Origin of the sequence: Advenella sp. FME57 (assembly GCF_014897675.1) — a bacterium.
Lineage (GTDB): Bacteria > Pseudomonadota > Gammaproteobacteria > Burkholderiales > Burkholderiaceae_B > Advenella.
Genome location: NZ_JABUXU010000014.1, coordinates 30887 through 50316 on the forward strand (window position 1 = coordinate 30887; position 19430 = coordinate 50316).

Genomic DNA, 19430 nt, shown 5'->3' on the forward strand with positions numbered 1-19430 from the left:
CGAAGAAATGGTTGTTTTCCGATGTTTGAAAACCGGTCTATCTTCTTGCTTTGTGCTGTAACCCTAAACTGGAGTCTGCTATGTCTGCCCTTTTGAAAGCCTCACTTGCTACGCTCGCGATCGCTGCAACCATCCCTGGCCTCACCCATGCGGCAACGCTGGATAACGTCAAACAGCGCGGTGCTGTCGTGTGTGGCGCCACCACTGGCTTTGCCGGTTTTTCCGCTCCCGATGCCAAAGGCCAATGGCAGGGCCTGGACGTTGATCTGTGCAAAAGTATTGCCGCCGCCGTTTTTGGCGATGCCAGCAAGTTCAAGATCGTGCCGCTAAACTCCCAGCAGCGCTTTACCGCCTTGCAATCGGGCGAAGTCGATGTTCTTACCCGCAACACCACCGTCACGCAACAGCGCGATACGGCGCTGGGCCTGATTGCGGCGGGGGTCAATTTTTATGACGGACAGGGCTTTCTGGTGTCCAAGAAGCTTGGCGTAAAAAGCGCCAAGGAACTCAATGGCGCAACGATCTGCCTGCAAACCGGCACCTCAAATGAAAATACGCTGGCAGACTGGGCCCGCGCCAACAAAGTGGAATACAAACCGGTCGTGTTCGATCAGTTCAACGAGGTGGTCAATGCCTTTGCAACCAACCGTTGCGACGTATTCTCTACCGATGCCTCGGGCCTGGCGTCCATTCGCATTTCCAAACTGTCCTCGCCCGACGATTACGAAGTGCTGCCGGAAATCATTTCCAAAGAGCCGCTGGGACCCTTTGTGCGCCAGGGCGACGATGCCTGGCTCAATATCGTCAAATGGGTCTTTCAGGCCACCGTCAATGCCGAGGAACTGGGCGTGACCACGGCTAATGTCGATGAACAGCTCAAAAGCACCAACCCCAACATCCAGCGCCTGCTGGGCGCCACGCCAGGTGCAGGCAAAAACCTGGGACTGGATGAGAAATGGGCCTACAACATCATTAAACAGGTGGGCAACTACGGCGAGAGCTTTGAACGCAATGTCGGCCAGGGCAGCCCGCTAAAAATCAAGCGCGGCCTGAATGCCTTATGGACCGATGGCGGCCTGCAATACGGATTGCCTATTCGCTGATTGCGCCATTGGCAATCGCCAGTTTATCCAAAAGGGCCCGCCATAGACGCGGGCCTTGTCACAACCTGGGCCGCCGCACAACCCATGGCACCCACACCAGGCCGGCATCAACGCCTTATCCGCAGGACGATGGCTTGGACAGCCGCACCGACCGACCCGGGGTAATAACGCCAAATATCAGAAAAACACCCGATTGGATATTGAGAATCATTTACAATCACAGCTCTGATCTACTCTTGCCGGATACGCGATGATCCAGATTGAAAACGCTGGTTTTCAAACCTCTTCCAAAACCCTGCTGCATCCGCTCACGACCCAATTTGAACGGGGCAAGTTTTACGGCCTGATCGGCCACAATGGCTCAGGCAAGTCCACACTGCTCAAGCTGCTGGCGCGTGAACACCCCCCCTCACAGGGCGCTATCCAGCTGGACAATGCCCGTGTGGATACGCTGTCCAATCGCCAGTACGCGCGCAAGCTGGCCTATTTGCCGCAATATACGCCGGTCATCCCCGATATGAGCGCCCGCGAACTGGTCGAACTGGGACGCTATTCGTGGAATAGTATCTGGCGCAACAGCAACCCCGAGAACGAATCGGCAGTTGCGCGGGCCATCGCGCTGACCGATACCGAGTCCTTCATGCCGGCGCTGCTCGATTCCCTGTCGGGCGGCGAGCGCCAGCGTGTATGGATTGCCATGCTGCTTGCCCAGAATACGCCCTATATCCTGCTGGACGAACCGCTGGCGGCACTGGATCTTAAGCACCAGCTTGAAGTGATGCAATTGCTGCAACGGCTGGCCAATCAGGAAAACCAGTGCGTGATCGCGGTCATCCACGATATCAACCTGGCCACCCGTTATTGCGACCGCCTGCTGGCCCTGCGTGAGGGCAGGCTTATCTACGCCGAGCCGCCCGCTGCCCTGCTCGATCAGCAAAAGCTGCGGCATATCTACGATGTCGACCTGCAACTGATTGGCCATCCCGTGCATCCTGGCGTGCAACTGGCCTTCAATTGAGCCCGAGCATGATCATGCCCATTGTGTTTCACCGCTGCATGCTCATCTGCGCCTGCCTGATGGCAAATGCCGCAGCGGCTGCCCCGGCAGAAAGCCAGACGAACCCACCCAAGACGGCAACGCAACTTGCGTCTGCGCAGCCCGAGAGCCCAAAAGCGGCGCCACAACGCATTGCCGTACTGGACTGGACCATTGCAGAAACAATGGCCGCCATGGGTATTTTTCCCGCGGCAATCGCTGAAAAAAACAGCTATGAGGTCTGGAGTCGTTCGCCGGCCATGCCGGCGAGCACACTGGATCTGGGCATGCGGGCGCAGCCCAATCCTGACAGAATGATCCGGCTAGCGCCCGAGCTGATTCTGGCCTCGCAAGACTATGCCTTCGTCAAAGGTCTGCTGGAGCGAATCGGCCCCACGACACTGCTGGACGTCTACACGCCGGGTCAGGACATTTATGAAAACCTGAGCGAGCTGGCAACCCAGATCGGAGACATCACAGGTCATCCCGACAAGGCTGCCCACTACATAACCCAGGTAGATGACGAGCTTGATGGGATCAGCCACCAGCTTTTGCAACACCGTGGCCAGCCGGTGGCGGTCATTCAGTTCATAGATGCACGCAATGTCCGGGTGTATGGCAAGCCCAGCCTTTTTTCCACCGCACTGGAAAAAATCGGCATCAGCAATGCCTGGACAGCAGCAGTGAACCAGTGGGGCTTTCAAAGCGCAGACCTGACCGACCTGGCCGCTTTGCCCGAGGACACCACGATCTTTATCATCAAGCCCTACCCGGCCGACTTGCCCGGGAAGCTGCAGGAAAATATGATCTGGCAGGCATTGCCGGCAGTGCGCAAAAACCGCGTCATTCTTGCCGAGCCCATCTGGACACTGGGCGGCTTAAGTACCGTGCTGCGCTTTGCGCAGACAGTCCGGGACGGTCTGCTTGCGCAGGACGCCAATGCCGGCTCGAACGCGGCTTTCCGTTTCCCCGGATATAACAAATGAGATACACACTTTCTGCAAGAACACTCGCACTTGTCAGCAGCGCAATCGCCATTGCCCTGATGGCTGCAGTTATCATGCTCGCCGCGCCGGGTAGCAACGCGTGGTCAGAGGCGCCGATACAGCAACTGGTATTCTGGCATGGCATCCTGCCCAGAATTGCCATGGCGCTGCTTTGCGGCATCTGCCTGGGCCTGGGAGGCTTTATCCTGCAGCAGGTCACGCAGAACACCCTGGCCGCCCCCGATACACTGGCCATCAGCAGCGGCGCCCAGTTCGCGCTGTTGTTGGGCATGATGTACTTTCCGCAGGCGCAATTGTTCGACTCCACGCTGCTGGCCATGGCAGGCAGCGTGGTCAGCAGCGTGATCATCGTGCTCATTATCCGGCGAACCGGCACTGCCGGCAATACCCTGATTCTGATCGGGTTGATGCTCACGCTGCTGCTGACCACGCTAAGCAATATGTATCTGATCCTTAACCCGGACAGGCTCTATGGGCTCATCATCTGGGGTGCCGGTTCACTCAGTCAAGACTCCTGGCTGCCGACGCTGCGCACCGGTTGGCAAACCCTGTTGTGCCTGCCACTGTCCTGGTTTCTGCTGCCCTCGCTGCGCGCCTTTTCGCTGCAAGGTACGCTTGCCAAAAGCGTTGGCGTCAATGTCCGTCTGGTGCGCGTCACCGGCTTTGCGCTTGTCTCGTTTCTGATTGCAATCGTGGTAAGCAGCGTCGGCGTCATTGCTTTCGTCGGCCTGGCCGCGCCGGTAATCGCCCGCTCTCTGGGTGTGACCGATATACGCAAGCAATGGGGATATGCAATGCTGTTTGGCGCCTTATTGCTGTCCATTACCGATTCGGCCCTGCAACTGGCGACATACCGCTGGCCCAACAGCGTCATGACGGGAACCGTGACCGCACTGCTGGGCGTACCGGTGCTGCTGTTTCTGCTCATGAAACAGCGCAGCCATACGCGCCAGGAGGTGGCTCCGCTGCATGCGGGCTTGCGCCATCCCACATCGCTGCTGCGCAAGCGCATGCTCCTGTTGATTGCACTTGCCATTGGATGTTTTGTGTTCCTGCCGCATATCACGCACGATGTCGCTGGCAACTGGACGCTGGTCGCCCAGATTGATCCGACTATTGCGCTGTTCACCGAAAGTCGCACGCAAACTGCGATTCTGTTTGGTGTCGCCATCGCCTGCGCCGGCACACTGATTCAGAACATGACCAACAATAGCATGGCTTCGCCCGAATTTCTGGGAGTCACGTCCGGGACCGGACTGGGCCTGATCGGGCTGATGATGCTGGTGCCCGCGCCCTCGCCGGTTCTGTATCTGGTCTGCGGCATTGGCGGCGCTTTTGCCAGCCTGCTCTTTGTCATGCTAATCAATGCGCGCAACCAGTTTCAGCCCGAAAAAATCCTGCTCACCGGCATGGCGCTCACGCAGCTATTTAGTTCGCTGCTGACTCTGACCCTTGCCAGCGGCATGCAACAAGTCCAACAGCTGTTGATATGGATATCCGGTGATACGTACATGAGCCTGCTGCAAAATGATCTACCGATGCGCTTTGCCATTGTTGCATTGCTGGTCATACTGGCCTGCATGACACGACGCCCCTTGAGCCTGCTGCGTCTGGGCGACCCCATTGCCCGCGCCACCGGCCAGCGTCCCATGCTCACCCGCACCTTGCTGTTTCTGCTGATAGCAGCGCTGACCACGCTGGCATCCATTACCATCGGCCCGACCAGCTTTGTGGGGCTGATTGCACCGCATCTGGCCCGCTCCATGGGCTTTCATGGATTGCGCACGCAAATGCTGGCCTCCTCGACAATTGCCATTGTTATCATGCTGTGCGCCGACCTGCTCGGCAGGCACATTATGTTCCCCTATGAAGTTCCCACCGGCTTGATCGCCACTTTCATCGGCGCCGTCTATTTTCTATGGCAATTTACCCGAAGGCAGAAGGCGTAATTCCGGTATCATTGCCTGCCATGGACACATTGCCTCCTTTCGTTCTATTTGATGACGCCGTCACCCAGCAGGCCACGCTGCTGGAGGCGTTTGTACGCGCGGACACCATCGCTGCCGCACAACTGGCAGACCTGGATGCCGCGCTGGCGCGCGGCTGGGCACAGGCACTGCATCCGGCAATCTTCATTCCCTATGAATTCGGCATGGCCGAGGCAGCACAACGCGCAGGCGCAGGCGCAGCCATGCACATCCACTGGTTTTCACAAGCCACAACGCTATCGGGTGAGCAGATTGAGAACTGGCTGACCCAGCAGGCGCACGCGCATGATCCGAGTCGGCAGCCTGCGGGGCTATGCAATCTGCAATTGCAGCCGGCGTTTGACAGTTACCGGCAGCAGTTTGACCGATTGCACCGGGCCATTGCGCGCGGTGATTTCTATCAAATCAATTACACCGCGCGACAATATTTCGAGACCTATGGTTCGCCGCTGGCGCTGTACCGCGCACTGCGTGCAAAGCAACCCGTGCCATACGGCGTGCTGGCCTGGCTGCCGCATCAACCCATGACCCCCTGGACAGTATGCCTGTCTCCCGAGCTGTTCATCCGCATTGATGAGCAGGGCGTGATCGGCGCCGAGCCCATGAAGGGAACCCTGGCCTGTCAGCCGACAGATGATCCCAAGGCGCTGGCCAGCCTGCTGCGCAATGACAGCAAGAACCGGGCCGAGAACCTGATGATCGTGGACTTGTTGCGCAATGATTTATCTATTCTTGCGCAACCCAAAGGTGTACAGGTGCAAGAGCTGTTCAAAGTGACACGCTTTGGCCAGGTGCTGCAAATGACCACGCCCATTGACTGTCAGGTCCGGCCCGGCATCACCATGGCGCAGGTGATCGGCGCCTTGTTTCCCTGCGGCTCTATTACCGGCGCTCCGAAAAAAATGAGTATGCACTATATCTCAGGCAGTGAAATTGCGCCGCGTGACCTGTACACCGGGAGCATCGGCTATCTGCAACCGTCTGGCAATACAATGGGCGCCACAGGCTGTTTCAATGTTGCCATCCGCACCCTGACCCTGCAGCCGGCACACAGCCAGGGCCTTGCCTGTACTGGCGTGATGGGTGTCGGCGGCGGCATTGTCTACGACAGCACGGCGCAATCGGAGTATGAAGAAATCCACTGGAAGTCTCGTTTTCTGCATGCCATCCCTGCCGAATTCGCACTATTTGAAACCATGTTGGTCGAGCAAAGCCATTGTGCATTGCTGGGCAGGCACATTGAACGCCTGCTTGCCTCTGCCAAAAGCCTGGGCTTTGCCGCCGATCATGCTGCCTTGACACGGCAGTTGCAGCAATTCATAGTCGCGCAGCCGTCGAACGCCACACTGCGTGTGCGCGCCGTGCTGGCCCAGGACGGAACCTGCCAGATGACTGCGTTTCCCCTGGACACCCCTGTCCCTGCGTGCGAATCCAGCCTGCCCTCGGTGAGCATCGCGCCACGCCAGTTACCAAGATATGACCCCTTGCGTCGCTTTAAAACGACATGGCGCAAACATTATGACGATGATTTGAAACAGGCAACGGTTTCAGGCGATTTCGACGTTCTGTATTTCAATCATGATAATGATCTGCTCGAAGGCGCACGCACTTCGGTATTTATTCACTATCGTGGTGCATGGCTGACACCGGTCCTGACCCTGGATATTTTGCCCGGTGTCATGCGTGCGCAGGTGCTGGCCAGCCCTGCGCAGTATCTGCAGACCGATCATGTCACCGAGGGACGCATCAGCCTGGCCATGCTGCAAGCGGCCGATGCCATTGTGCTGACCAATGCCCTGCGCGGGTGCATTCCCGTCCGGCTCAAATCAGCCTGAAATCGCTGTAAGAGACCCCTTCTGTTCGATCTGTACATGGTTGAGCAGCCACGCTGCAGACATGTACTGCAATAGCTGCCGGGGCAGGAAAGTACAACAATTGCCAATTTACGTGATATCTTCATACAGACATCTTAGTATTCATGCAAGAACCGCCACCTGTGCGATCCTCGCCAGGTGAATACCGGTTTATGCTACTTTACCGTGGGGATACCACATTATGGCTCGCAGCATGAGCTCCATTTTTCTGAAAACCGCCCGCAAAATTGCACGCCAACAGAGTAACGCGCTGATCAGGGCCACGCGCTCGAACATGAAGCTGGCCGCTTCCGCCTTCAACCACAACCCGCTGTTTCCCCCGTCGCCTGCCGCCGTGTTGCGCCCGGCAAAGAAACCCGTCCCGCCGCCGTTTCGTCATGGTTCCTGGACAGAGCGACTATTCAAGGTGCCTGCGACAGTCTCTTTGTTTTTTCAGCGGCTAAGTTATTTCCTGTACGTGCCGCCATCACATCAAATGAAAGGCAGCGCCATGCTGGTCATGCTCCATGGCTGTAAACAGACCGCCACTGAGTTCGCGCAGGGAACGCGGATGAACCAGCATGCAGCCAAATCGGGCATGGTCGTTGTGTATCCACAGCAATCACGCCAGCGCCAGACCCTGCGCTGCTGGCGTTGGTATCTGCCCGACCAGCAACATGGCTATGCCGAGGCCGATGCGATTGCCGCGCTGGTGCGCAACCTGATACAGCGTCACAAACTGGACAAGACACGGATTTATCTGGCGGGCATGTCGGCCGGCGCCGGCATGGGCAGCCTGCTGGCCTTGCGCCATCCTCAGCTGTTTGCTGCAGTGGCCTTGCATTCCGGGCCTGTCATGGGCAATGCAAGCAGCTTGTCCAGCGGATTGCAGACCATGCGGCGCGGTACCTTGAATGATCCGCTGACGGCGCTTAAGGCTGCCGGTGAAACCCTGGCTGCCAGCGAGGACTACCTGCCTGCATTGATTCTGCAAGGCCAACTCGATCGAGTCGTATCGGCCAACAATGGCGAACAGCTGGCGCGTCAGTTTGCCTGGCTCAATGGTTTTGATGACGAGGCGCAGCCTATCGAAAAGCCAGTTGGTGAACAAACCTCGCGCGAATACACCCAGTTTGATTTCAAACGTGCCCGCAAGAGCATTGTTCGTTTATGCCAGTTCAGAAAAGTGGGTCATGCATGGAGTGGCGGCGACAGTCGGCTCGATTTCAACACTTCGGATGGTCCGAATGCCTCAAGCCTGATCATGCAATTTTTCCGGATGCATCAACGCAGCGACAAAGCATCCTAGCAGCAGATCTGCTGGCTGGCCCCGATCACCGCGGCCTGGCTGCACGACGGGCCGGCAGACAATCAGGAAGCCTGCGCCAGGAATACCGGAAAACGAGCCTGCATGCTGTTGTTGGCAAGTGTGACCAGTTCCTCGTCGCTCAACCCGAGCGCTTCGGCAACTGCAACATAGTTATCCAGCAGATAGCCACCAAAATAGGCGGGATCATCCGAGTTGATCGTCACACAAAGACCCTGATCCAACAAGCGCTTCAGATTATGCTCGCGCATATCGCTGACCACTTTGAGTTTCAGGTTCGACAACGGACAGACGGTGAGCGGCACTTTCCTGGCGGCCAGCGTTTGCAACAAGACCGGATCTTCTTCGCTGCGCACACCGTGGTCAATGCGAATCACATTCAACCTGTCCAGCGCATTGCTCACATAAGCGGCCGGCCCTTCTTCGCCCGCATGCGCCACCAGATAAAAGCCCAATTGACGGCAACGCGCGTACACGCGTTCAAATTTTTCCGGTGGATTGCCCTGTTCGCCTGAATCCAGGCCAATTCCCAGCCATAGATCGCTGTATTGTTCGCGCAAAGGCAAAGCCTGCTCCAGCGTATCGAATGCCGCTTGCTCGGGCAGATGCCGTAGAAAACTCATGATGAGGCAAGAGGTAATGCCCCAGGTATCCTGGCCCTCGCGCAATGCACGCGCAATACCGGCAAACACCGTTGCAATTGGCACACCACGCACGGTATGTGTCTGCGGATCGAACATGATTTCTGTATGAACCACGCCCTCCTGCGCGATCCGCTCAAGATATGCCATGGTCATCTCATAAAAATCGGCCTCGGTAATCAGCACGGCAGCACCGGCGTAGTAAAGGTCCAGAAAAGATTGCAGATCGGTGAAATGGTACGCATCGCGCAGTGCCTGAATGGATGGGTACGGCAAGGTCACGCCGTTGCGCTGCGCAAGCCGGAAAATCAATTCGGGCTCCAGTGTTCCTTCAATATGCAAATGCAATTCAGCCTTGGGCAGCTTGCGGATAAACTCTAAACGTTCGGCGTTCATGGGGATGTCTGATTGGGTTCGGATGGCAACAGCGCGCCACATTGCGCTTGTGTTAATGCGCTATTGTAGCGCGAGCGAGCCGCGCCCACTCTTTCAGGAGGTCATGCCCACGGCAGACATAATGCCGCGCAGCAGGTAGGCTGCCAACAGCAATGCCGCGGTTCCGGCCAGCCACAAACCGGCGAACCATAACCAGCGGCTACGTTTGCCTGGGGTAGTGGTGCAAGTGCGTTTGGTTTCCTGCTGTGTCATATCGCCCGATTCCAACTGTAATATGCGCCTGTCGCTGCGAGTATCGCGACAGGCGCAAGCAGGCCGGTACGCGTCTGCCCGCTGGTCACGCCTCTAGTGATATCCGGCATCTGCCGTCACTTTGCCACGGAACACATAATAGGCCCAGGAGGTGTACATGAGAATGAACGGAATAATGAAGAGCGCGCCGACCAGCGCAAAACCCTGGCTTTCCGGAGGACCGGCCGCATCCCAGATGGATATGTCGGGTGGAATGATATTGGGCCAGACACTGATACCCAGACCGCTGTAACCCAGAAACACCATGCACAGCGTATAAATAAACGGTTCGGCATGCGGGTTGTGATTCAGGCTGCGTATCAAGCCCCAGCCTACCAGGACCACCAAAATGGGGACCGGTGCAAACCAGAACAAATTGGGCAAGGTAAACCAGCGCTCGTAAATAAGCGAATTGCTCATCGGCGTCCAGATACTCAGAATACCAATGATAACCAGCAACACCAGGGTGAGCGGCCTGGCCAGTTCAATCATCCGTTGCTGCAACGGCCCGTCGGTCTTAAGGACAAGCCAGGTGCAGCCCAGCAACGCATAGGCAATAATCAAGCCAATGCCGGTAAACACGGAAAACGGTGTGAGCCAGTCCAACGCCCCGCCGACATAGGCGCGATTAACGACCGTGATGCCATCTATATAAGCCCCCAGGGTCACGCCCTGGAAAAAAGTGGCCAGCACAGAGCCACCAATAAAAGCGGCATCCCACCAGCGGCGACGCGCGTCGCTGGCCCGAAAGCGAAACTCAAACGCCACCCCTCGGAAAATCAGCGCGAGCAGCATCAGGATCAGCGGCATGGCAAACGCACTCAGAATCACGGCATAAGCCAGCGGGAAGGCGGCCATCAAGCCGGCGCCACCCAACACCAGCCAGGTCTCGTTGCCATCCCACACCGGGGCGACTGTATTCATCATCACATCACGGTCTTCACGGCGGGGCATGAGCGGAAACAAAATCCCGATGCCCAGATCGAAGCCGTCCATAATCACATACATCATGATTCCGAAAAGGATGATCACAGCCCACAAGAGCGAAATATCAATTCCCATGACGGTCTCCCGGTGTTGGTGTGCGCGACTCTTCATCGGTATCGGTCGCCGCCGACAGCGGCCTTGCCGGTGTACGACCCTCTCCCGGTCCTCCACCATCGATTTCCAGATGAGGAGTGGGTTGCGGTCCCTGAGCCATAATGTGAAGCATATAGACAATCCCCGCACCGAACAGCACGAAGTACACCACGATAAACAGAATCAGCGTAATGCCCAGTTCCAGCGGACTGTGCGGCGTAACGGCATCGGCCGTACGCATGACGTTATAGACAACCCACGGCTGGCGTCCTATTTCAGTGGTGTACCAGCCAGCCAGAATGGCGACCAGACCGCTCAATCCCATATAAACCGAGAAACGATGCAGTATCGGGCTGTCGTATAGCCTGTCCTTCCAGCGTGCATACAATGCCCATACGCCCAGCAGCAGCATTAGCATACCAAGCCCCACCATAATCCTGAATGTCCAGAACACGATGGTTGAGTTGGGTCTGTCTTCGGGCGCAAATTCCTTGAGAGCCGGAATTGTGCCGTCCAGGCTGTGCGTCAGGATCAGGCTACCCAGACGCGGCACTTCCACTTTGAAGCGCGTCTCTTCCCGCTCCATATCGGGCCAGCCAAACAGCACCAATGGCACACCCTCGCCATCCGGCCCGTTTTCCCAATGCCCTTCCATTGCGGCCAGTTTGGCCGGCTGGTGTTCGAGTGTATTCAGACCGTGCAAATCGCCAACCAGGATTTGAATCGGGGCAACAACAAGCAACATCCACATCGCCATGGAATACATCTTCTTGACTGCGGGCTGCGCATTCCGACGCAACATGTGCCAGGCAGCAACCGCTCCCACGATCAATGCAGTCGCAAGAAACGCCGCAATGACCATGTGAATCAGGCGATAGGGGAAAGAGGGGTTGAATATGACGGCAAACCAGTCGACAGGCACCACGCGGCTGTCGATGATTTCGTACCCCTGCGGGGTCTGCATCCAGCTGTTGGAGGCCAGAATCCAAGTGGCGGAAATGAGGGTTCCGATCGCGACAAGAATGGTGGAACACCAATGCAGCCTTGGTCCCACCCTATGCCAGCCAAACATCATCACACCCAGAAAACCCGCTTCAAGAAAGAATGCGGTCAATACTTCGTAGGTAAGCAACGGTCCGGTCACGCCGCCGGCAAAGTCGGAAAAGTAACTCCAGTTGGTACCGAACTGGTAAGCCATCACCAGGCCGGACACCACGCCCATGCCGAAGTTGATCGCAAACACGCGCAACCAGAAGTGGTACAGGTCCCGATAGACGGTATTGGCTGTCTTGAGCCATAAGCCTTCGAGCACGGCCATATAACTGGCCAGCCCGATCGTAATGGCAGGGAAAATAATATGAAATGAGATCGTGAACCCGAACTGTATTCGGGCCAGAGTCAGAGTGTCCAGCTCCATTTGCTGCTCCTGGAGGATTGAAACATACGCGCACGGTATGGACATCTGCTGTCATGGAAAGTTCCGCCAGTAACCAGCGAGCCCACATTTGTACTGCATCATATTACAGATGCATTATTGTACTTTGCTTTGCGCACGAACAGGACAGGCCCGGCGATAAATATGACAAATGCCTGAAGCGGCGGCGCAGCCGAACTATACACATGTGCCTCATTGGCAAGAACTAATCTGCCCCGCAATCGCCTGAGCCAGCACCGCATTGCCCGCCGGCCCCGGATGCAGATGGTCGCCCGAGTCGTAGCGCGCATCCAGTTTTGTGGCGTCGTGCCGGTCCTGCAGCAGCCTGTCGGCATCGACCACCGCATCAAAAACCCCGGCATCACGTATCCATGCGTTGACCGCCAGGCGCAGATGGTTCTTGCGGTCATCGTAGTAATTGTCCAGCGGCGTTCCAGCCAGCGCACCACGAAACGGAGCCAGCGTGACGCCAATGACGCGCAGACCTCTGCTTTTGGCGAACGCCGCCAGCTTGCGATATCCCGCCTGCAGTGAACTTAATGCGGGCATCGACTGGGTCGGTGCAAAAGCGGTCCCGGGCCAGCTGATATCATTGATTCCGATAAAAAGCACCAGCGTCGTCACACCCGGCGCATCAAAAACGTCGTGTGAAATACGCGCCATTGCATGCTCACCCATTTTATCGCCGAGCAGGCGCGCGCCCGAAATGCCGGCATTGATCACACCAATCCCTGCAGAACGCAGCGTGTCGGCCATATAGTCTGTCACGCGTGTGTTGGAGTCTATCGGCACACCGTTGCCATCAGTGATGGAGTCGCCCAGCACAGCCACGGCACAGGCCGGCGATTCACTTTCAGTGTCGATGCGGGTCAGAAAAACCCGGGCCTGCGTGCGGTGCAGAACTTGATCTGCAACCGACATCGGGCTTTGCGTCTGGTTTCCCTTGCGAAACATTGCCTGCTGGCGACCATCCCAATGAAAAGTCTCCAATGCCGTTTTCGCTTTCACATAATGGGCGATTTGCAGTTGCTGCAGATCCGCGACCGGCATATCCAGCGGATCAGATATAACCTGCTGGCCGGGAGCAATGGTCACAACGGCCCTGCCGCTGAAAGTGGCCGTTTTCGGAGCATCGGTCAATCCGGCGTTCCCCGTCTTGCGACTGACCGTCGTCTGCTCCACTACCAGCGGCGCCGTGCCGTAGCGATTGGAGATCACCAGACGCAGGCGCTTGCCACCACGGCTGATCATCACATTCTGGGTGAATGTGGCATCCTGTATCGCTTGCGGGATGCCGGTAGGAAAAGCAAAGTCCTGTGCCCACACCGCCTGCGGGCTCGCCTGCCAGCTTGCCACCCATTGCCGGGCCTGCGCGGTAAAGGCAATCAGGCTCAAAAAGCCCGTCAGCAGTATATAGCGTGTTGATTTCAATGAAGTCTCCTGTGTATAAACGGTGAATGCAATGGGTAGAGCGCAATAGGCAGTGCATGGCAACGGCAAAGGCCCGTTGCACAATTTCGGCATACATGCGGTGCGCCAGACCGCAACTCGAGCAACGGCATTGAGGCATCCCGAAAGCCGTGCTATCTGCCGGCTATCGCTGTGACAACCGTGATTTCTTGCTTGCATGCAGTATGCGGCGTGCATGCTTTACAATCCAGACACCAGCAATCACAACATTTGTGAACAATATTCATATGTCATCTGCACCCAAGGGCAACAAGCTTGTCGAAATGGAACTGTTTGTGGCCACCATCGAGGCGGGCAACTTCTCCCTGGCCGCCCGCCACTTCTGCATGAGCCCTTCGGCAGTATCCAAGGCTGTTGCCAGGCTGGAAGCGCGCCTGCGGGTGACGCTGCTGAACCGTTCCACGCGCAAGCTGTCGCTTACGCCTGCAGGCGAATCTTTTTTTCACCGCAGCAAATGCCTGCTCTCGGAGCTGGATGACATCGAAGCGGGCATGACGCTGGATACCCTGCCCTCGGGCCCGCTGCGCATCAACACCAACGTGCCTTTTGGCGAACTGATCCTGTTGCCGCTGGTTCCTTTATTTCAAACGCAATTTCCAGACATCACGCTGAATATTGACCTGACGGACGACGTAGTAGATATGTACGACGCGCGCGTAGATGTCGCCATTCGCGCCGGCCAGTTGAGCAATTCCGATCTTTACGCACGCAAACTGGGGCAATCGCCCCGCGTCATCGTTGCTGCTCCGGCCTATCTGCAAAAGCATGGCATGCCGCAGCAACCTGAAGACCTGACGCGATATCACAAGCTCGATTTGAACCTGTCGCGTTCGTTTCGCGGATGGCGTATGGAAAAAGACGGCCAGGCGCTGCAGGTCAGCATCGATGCGCAGATCAAGGTCAACAACGGAATGTCGCTCAAGCATCTGGCAATGCAAGGGGCGGGGCTGGCACGCCTGACCCGGTTCATCGTGGACAAGGAGTTGCAAAGTGGCGAGCTGGTCCAGGTGCTGGATAAGTACAACAGCCAGGAGTCGGAGTCGTTCTACGCGGTCTTCATGGGTAAACGCGACCTGATGCCACGCCGGGTCGCGGTTTTTCTGGACTTTCTGACCGAGCACACGGTTCTGCGCTAGGCGCAGCAACATCGCTGCCGTGCGCGCTGCCACAGCCAAACCGGCAATTCGTGAATTTTGCGCACAAATCATTTGCCGTAGACAGGCTGTTTCCCCAGGTTCGGGCAGGCAATAATAAGCCTGCTTTCATCTACCTATCGGGATTTATCATGCCTATTGCTGTTTATGCATTAATGGCCGGCGCTTTTGGAATCGGCGTAACCGAATTCGTGATCATGGGCTTGTTGCTTGAAGTAGGCAACGACCTGATGATCCCTGTCCAGACAGCCGGCACGTTGATATCAGGCTACGCGCTTGGTGTTGTGGTGGGCGCGCCCATCTTTACCATTGCCACGGGACGACTGCCCCACAAAACCACATTGTTGGTTCTGATGGTGATTTTTATTCTGGGTAACGCTGCCTGTGCCCTCGCACCCAATTACTGGTTCCTGTTGTTCGCCCGCGTGCTCACTTCCTTTGCTCATGGGACGTTTTTTGGTGTCGGCTCGGTCGTCGCAACCCGACTGGTAGCCAGGGATAAACAGGCCTCGGCGATCGCAGTGATGTTCACCGGGCTGACTGCCGCCAACATTCTGGGCGTGCCGTTTGGCACGTTCCTGGGCCAGATGTACGGATGGCGCGCCACGTTCTGGGCCGTAACGCTCATTGGCATTCTATCGTTCTTTGTCATTCGTCATTATGTTCCGGCGAGCACCCGGGCGCAGGGTTCCGATCACAACTGGCGCGCCAGCGTACGCAGCCTGGCCAATGGCAGCGTGATCGCGGGCTTGATGACAACCGTGTTCGGGTTTGCCGGTGTGTTTGCCGTGTTCACCTATATCGCCCCGTTGCTCACGCAAATCAGTGGCTTTGATAAAACCGCGCTCTCGCCTATTCTGATTGTGTTTGGAATCGGGCTGGTCATCGGCAATCTGCTGGGAGGCAGACTTGCTGACAAGTACCTCAAAACGACCGTGATCGTAAGCCTGCTTGCCCTGTCTGCGGTACTCCTGCTCATGCCATGGGCCTTCCAGTATCAGATTCCTGCCGTAATTGCAGTTGGACTGTTTGGGGTGGCTGCTTTCAGCACCGTTGCGCCATTGCAAATGTGGGTACTTGGTAAAATTACCAATGCCGACCAGAGCCTGGTTTCCAGCCTGAACATTGCCGCCTTCAACCTGGGCAATGCGCTGGGCGCCTGGGCCGGCGGCATGGTTATTGCTCAGAATGGCGGCCTGCCATGGATTCCCTATGTGGCGGCATTGATGCCAATCGCCAGTCTGCTGATTGCAGTGATCGCCATACGCAGGGAAAGAGCGCCGGTCATGCCGATTGCCTGCGCCAGCTGAACAGTCTCGGCCGGTGCGCGGCGGCCAACCGGCGGCGACCGATAAGCCTTGCGGCCGCAGACAAGCTGCATCCTCTTGCTTTTTTAAGTGTCGGGCAGCCCTGCAATGATGTGATCCGTTGTTTCGCGCAGCCACCGGCTCAATTGCGAATACTCGTTCTTCTCGCTCCATACCATCACCATATTCGCCTGCCTGAGCACCTCTGGCAGGCGAATTTGCGTCAGATCGTAATATTGCTGGTACTTGCGGGCGATGCGCTTTGGCATGGTAGTCGCATAGTCTGTTTCCAGAAGAAAATGCGGGGCCAGCCCGAAGTTTGACACATATGCGGTAAAGGGCATATCACAGTCAATATCATTGAGCGCCCGGGTAAAGTTTGTCTGTCTGCCGTACATATGAGAGAACGCCAGCCATTTGACTTGTGCAAGATCCGCCAAAGTCAGTTGGTCACGCCGGGCCAGTGGGTGGGCTGACGAAACCACGCAAACCCGTTCATCCTCAAACAGCGTTTTGTGTCGAAACCGGGCGCCCGGCGTCTGAAACAGTCCGATAGCCAGATCCATGCTGTCTGAATCCAGATCCTCCGGCACAAAATCGCCGTGTACGGGCTGAAAACGAACAGTGAGACCCGGCGCTGCCTTCTGCAGGGCAATGGTCAATGGCGCAGCCAGCAGCAACTCAATATGGGCGGCAGCGCCAATACTGATCACGCCGCTAAGCGCCGCCGGACTAAACGGCTGCCCGCTGCCTGCCGCGATTTCCAGTACGGTCAGGGCCTGATGTGACGCACGATACAGATCGATTGCGCGCTCCGTGGGCACCAGCCTTTTTTTTACCACCACGAACAGCGGATCATCCAGCAGCACGCGCAAGCGGGCCAATTCGCGACTGATTGCGGGCTGGCTTTTGTGAAGCCGCATCGCCGACTCGGTCACGCTCAGTGTCTGCATCAGCGAGTCGAATGTGAGTAAAAGACTCAAATTGAGGCGACGCAAAGCCGGGAACGGGTTTTTCAGATGTGATGGGTAATTATCCATAGCATTTTTGATATGCAAATCATGATAATAAATCATTATATAAATAATACCCGGGTTGTTAGAATGAGTTCCGACAATAAGCCTCGAACACTGCCTGACACATCAGCCTGACAAGGCCGTCCCGGCCCCGTTCGTGCCCCGAGCCCCGCAACAGGGGCATCTGCTGTTCAATTTGAACGATCACAAAGGAACCAGACATGAGACACATCACAGGGAAAAATGCCCTCACAATTGCAGCTATGCTTGTTGCCTCGGCGCTTGCCGTCAACCAGGCCCAGGCTGAATCATTTCCGGCGCGCACCATTACCATCGTCGTGCCCTTCCCTGCGGGAGGTACGCCGGATATTCTTGCCCGCATCATGGGCGAGAAAGCGTCGGCACAGCTTGAACAGCCCATTGTCATAGAAAACAAAGCGGGAGCCGGCGGGTCCATAGGTATACAGGCAGCGGCCCGGTCAAAAAACGACGGATACACACTTGTGATGTGCGCCTATGGCTGTGCGGTTGCACCTTCCCTGTACAAACCGGCGCCTTATAATATTGAAACGCAATTTGCGCCCGTCGTTATGGTTGGCACTGTTCCCAGCGTGCTGGTGACCAATCCGAAAAACATACCTGCAAAAACCGTGCAGGATTTCGTAAGCTATGCCAAGGCGCACCCCGGCAAAATCAATGCGGCATCATCAGGCATTGGCGGCTCTGCCCATATTGGTATTGAAATGCTCAAGCGCGAAGCCGGTATCCAGATCGCTCACATCCCCTATAAGGGAGCGGGCCAGGTAGCCGGCGATCTGTTGGGCGGCCAGGTCGACATGTACTTCGACAACCTGCCCGCCTCGCTGGCAAGCATCAAGGCCGGCCGCCTGAATGCGCTTGCCGTGGCCAGCGAGGAACGCTCTGCTGCTATCCCCGACGTGCCTACGTTTGCCCAGGCGGGGTACCCAAATATGCTGATTACGCCCTGGTTTGGCCTGCTGGCGCCTGCCGGCACGCCACCGGAGAACATAAGCAAGCTGAATGCCGCCTTCAATGCCGCATTCAAAGATCCCGAAATCCAGAAGAAATTCACGGACCTTGGTGTCGATATTGCCGGCGGAACCTCGCAGGCGCTTGCCGACTTCATCACATCTGAAACCAGCAAGATTGCCACGCTGATCAAAGAAAACAATATCACGGCCAAGTAGGCCTGCCGCCACTCCAACGCACGGTGCCGGAGAGCATGACAAAGAGAGCTACATGAGCGAAGAAACGCACAAACCCGCAATCGGCCTCAGAGATATGGGTTCGTTTCATATTGGCGGGCGCACCGTGCAACTGCACGATCAACCAGAATATGAACGTGTGATGAGCGCCGGTGGGGAACCGGTCAGAATCAATCTGAACGGCACGTATTCGATTGAACAAATGTACGTGCAGTACTTTCTTGCTGAAAAGCCCAACGGCAAGGGTCCGCTTGTATTCTGGCATGGCGGCGGCATGACCGGCGCGGCGTGGGAAGCCACGCCGGATGGGCGCGAAGGCTGGGTCAATTATTTCATTCGCCATGGTTGGGATGTTTATGTATGTGATGCGGTGGAACGAGGCCGGTCGGGATTTGCCCCCTGGCCGCAAATCTGGCCTGAAAAGCCAGTCTGCCAGACCGTCAATGATATCTACAGCAGGTTCCGTATCGGAGATCGGGCTGACAGTTATGATCGCGACCCGACAAGACGAACGGCTTACCCGAATACACGCTTCCCGCTACACGCCTTTGACCAGTTTGCAAAACAGATGGTCCCGCGCTGGACCCATACCGACCAAGCCATCCTGTCTGCCTTTGAAGCACTAATGCGCCAACTAGGGGCCGCCAGCATTGTGTGCCATTCCCAGGCCGGGCCGCTTGCCTTGCAACTTGCCGCAAGGCATCCGGAACGGGTCCGGACACTGGTGGCCATCGAGCCGGCCGGCATACCCGATATCAGCCGCGCAGACTACCGAACGCCCACGCTGATGGTGCTTGGCGACAACATGGATACCGACAGCAGATGGCAACTGCTCAGGGAAAAAATCCTGACGTTTTGCGGTGCCGTCCCCGGCACGACGGTGCTATCGTTGCCTGAGATCGGCATCAGGGGCAATTCACATGTCATGATGATGGATAACAACAATCAGGACATCGCACAACTTATCAACGGGTGGCTGGGCAGGCGGATAAGCAAATAAAACCGCCCGATGGCGGGCGGCGTCTGCGCTTGCTGCGCCGTGTTCAGGTCGGACAAATATTTCTGGCATCTGTTTGCCGGCCTGCTGACCGGTGCCGTCG

16 protein-coding genes are annotated in these 19430 nt (G+C 56.8%); 10 read left to right on the forward strand and 6 right to left on the reverse strand.

Annotated features, from left to right (window positions below):
- Positions 1-80: 80 nt before the first annotated feature.
- From INT32_RS15915 to INT32_RS15940, 6 genes are all read left to right on the forward strand, one after another.
- Positions 81-1103 (forward strand): amino acid ABC transporter substrate-binding protein, encoded by a 1023-nt coding sequence (locus INT32_RS15915; RefSeq protein ID WP_193089700.1) that lies wholly within the window; start codon positions 81-83, stop codon positions 1101-1103.
- 250 nt (positions 1104-1353) lie between these two features.
- On the forward strand, positions 1354-2121 hold the full coding sequence (locus INT32_RS15920) for an ABC transporter ATP-binding protein (protein ID WP_193089701.1): 768 nt from the start codon (positions 1354-1356) through the stop codon (positions 2119-2121).
- An 8-nt stretch (positions 2122-2129) separates the two neighbouring features.
- Entirely contained in the window at positions 2130-3125 is a 996-nt protein-coding gene (locus INT32_RS15925) for an iron-siderophore ABC transporter substrate-binding protein (RefSeq protein WP_193089702.1), read from the forward strand.
- A complete protein-coding gene (locus INT32_RS15930) occupies positions 3122-5095 on the forward strand; it encodes an iron ABC transporter permease (RefSeq protein WP_193089703.1) in 1974 nt (657 codons plus the stop codon). The genes INT32_RS15925 and INT32_RS15930 overlap by 4 nt, the downstream gene beginning before the upstream one ends.
- Positions 5065-6969: a chorismate-binding protein gene (locus tag INT32_RS15935; protein WP_226817143.1), complete on the forward strand. Its 1905-nt coding sequence runs from the start codon at positions 5065-5067 to the stop codon at positions 6967-6969. The genes INT32_RS15930 and INT32_RS15935 overlap by 31 nt, the downstream gene beginning before the upstream one ends.
- A 220-nt stretch (positions 6970-7189) precedes the next feature.
- The gene (locus INT32_RS15940) at positions 7190-8296 is read left to right on the forward strand and encodes a PHB depolymerase family esterase (protein ID WP_193089705.1); all 1107 of its coding nucleotides are present in this window, start codon (positions 7190-7192) and stop codon (positions 8294-8296) included.
- A gap of 62 nt (positions 8297-8358) precedes the next feature.
- Here INT32_RS15940 and INT32_RS15945 read toward each other — a convergent pair whose 3' ends face one another.
- The 5 genes from INT32_RS15945 to INT32_RS15965 all read right to left on the reverse strand — a co-directional run bounded on the left by INT32_RS15945 (position 8359) and on the right by INT32_RS15965 (position 13588).
- Positions 8359-9351: an adenosine deaminase gene (locus INT32_RS15945; RefSeq protein WP_193089706.1), complete on the reverse strand. Its 993-nt coding sequence runs from the start codon at positions 9349-9351 to the stop codon at positions 8359-8361.
- Positions 9352-9444: 93 nt separating this feature from the next.
- Positions 9445-9603, reverse strand: coding sequence for a DUF2474 family protein (locus tag INT32_RS15950; RefSeq protein ID WP_193089707.1), 159 nt, complete (start codon positions 9601-9603; stop codon positions 9445-9447).
- Positions 9604-9696: 93 nt separating this feature from the next.
- On the reverse strand, positions 9697-10704 hold the full coding sequence (gene cydB / locus INT32_RS15955; protein WP_193089708.1) for a cytochrome d ubiquinol oxidase subunit II: 1008 nt from the start codon (positions 10702-10704) through the stop codon (positions 9697-9699).
- Complete coding sequence (locus tag INT32_RS15960) at positions 10694-12139, reverse strand: cytochrome ubiquinol oxidase subunit I (protein WP_193089709.1); 1446 nt, start codon at positions 12137-12139, stop codon at positions 10694-10696. Before INT32_RS15960 ends, cydB begins: the two co-directional genes overlap by 11 nt.
- Before the next feature lie 210 nt (positions 12140-12349).
- Positions 12350-13588: a GDSL-type esterase/lipase family protein gene (locus tag INT32_RS15965; RefSeq protein WP_193089710.1), complete on the reverse strand. Its 1239-nt coding sequence runs from the start codon at positions 13586-13588 to the stop codon at positions 12350-12352.
- A 266-nt stretch (positions 13589-13854) separates the two neighbouring features.
- Between INT32_RS15965 and INT32_RS15970 the strand changes: the two genes are divergently transcribed.
- A complete protein-coding gene (locus tag INT32_RS15970; protein WP_193089711.1) occupies positions 13855-14763 on the forward strand; it encodes a LysR family transcriptional regulator in 909 nt (302 codons plus the stop codon).
- Between the two features lie 149 nt (positions 14764-14912).
- Positions 14913-16091 (forward strand): MFS transporter, encoded by a 1179-nt coding sequence (locus INT32_RS15975; RefSeq protein WP_193089712.1) that lies wholly within the window; start codon positions 14913-14915, stop codon positions 16089-16091.
- Between the two features lie 83 nt (positions 16092-16174).
- On the opposite strand, the gene INT32_RS15980 is transcribed toward INT32_RS15975, so the two are convergent.
- Entirely contained in the window at positions 16175-17128 is a 954-nt protein-coding gene (locus INT32_RS15980; RefSeq protein ID WP_193089713.1) for a LysR family transcriptional regulator, read from the reverse strand.
- A 197-nt stretch (positions 17129-17325) separates the two neighbouring features.
- Here INT32_RS15980 and INT32_RS15985 point away from each other — a divergent pair, with 197 nt between their 5' ends.
- A complete protein-coding gene (locus tag INT32_RS15985) occupies positions 17326-18312 on the forward strand; it encodes a tripartite tricarboxylate transporter substrate binding protein (protein ID WP_193089714.1) in 987 nt (328 codons plus the stop codon).
- 52 nt (positions 18313-18364) lie between these two features.
- Entirely contained in the window at positions 18365-19330 is a 966-nt protein-coding gene (locus tag INT32_RS15990; RefSeq protein ID WP_193089715.1) for an alpha/beta fold hydrolase, read from the forward strand.
- The last annotated feature ends 100 nt before the right edge of the window (positions 19331-19430 follow it).